The sequence below is a fragment of the Hydrogenovibrio sp. 3SP14C1 genome (assembly GCF_029625905.1).
Taxonomy (GTDB): domain Bacteria; phylum Pseudomonadota; class Gammaproteobacteria; order Thiomicrospirales; family Thiomicrospiraceae; genus Hydrogenovibrio.
The window spans coordinates 1-354 of record NZ_JARTLM010000034.1 but is presented as its reverse complement, the minus strand read 5'-3'; the positions used below and the strand labels follow the sequence as shown (position 1 = coordinate 354).

1 protein-coding gene is annotated in these 354 nt (G+C 63.0%); it reads left to right on the top strand.

What is annotated here, in order from left to right; all coding sequences use genetic code 11:
* Positions 1 to 19: 19 nt before the first annotated feature.
* Positions 20 to 354: MlaE family ABC transporter permease (locus P8629_RS11520; protein WP_278166274.1), on the top strand; the 335-nt coding region annotated here is incomplete at its 3' end.

Genomic DNA, 354 nt, shown 5'->3' with positions numbered 1-354 from the left:
GGAAGACTTTGGGGCCACGGTGTACACCATCGACCTGGTGGCGTGTTCCTTCCTGCGTGAATTCGGCGTGCTGCTGGCAGCCATTCTGCTGGCGGGGCGTACTGCCAGCGCCTTCACGGCGCAGTTGGGGGCCATGAAATCCAACGAGGAGATCGACGCCCTCAAAACCCAGGGGCTGGACCCCATCGAGCTGCTGGTGCTGCCCCGGGTCATGGCCATGCTGATCAGTCTGCCCCTGCTGGCCTTCGTCGGCATGCTCAGTGGCCTGGTCGGTGGCGCCATGGTCGCCACCCTCTCGCTGGATATCTCCCTGACCCAATTCATGAACACGCTCCAGAACGACGTTTCGGTGAC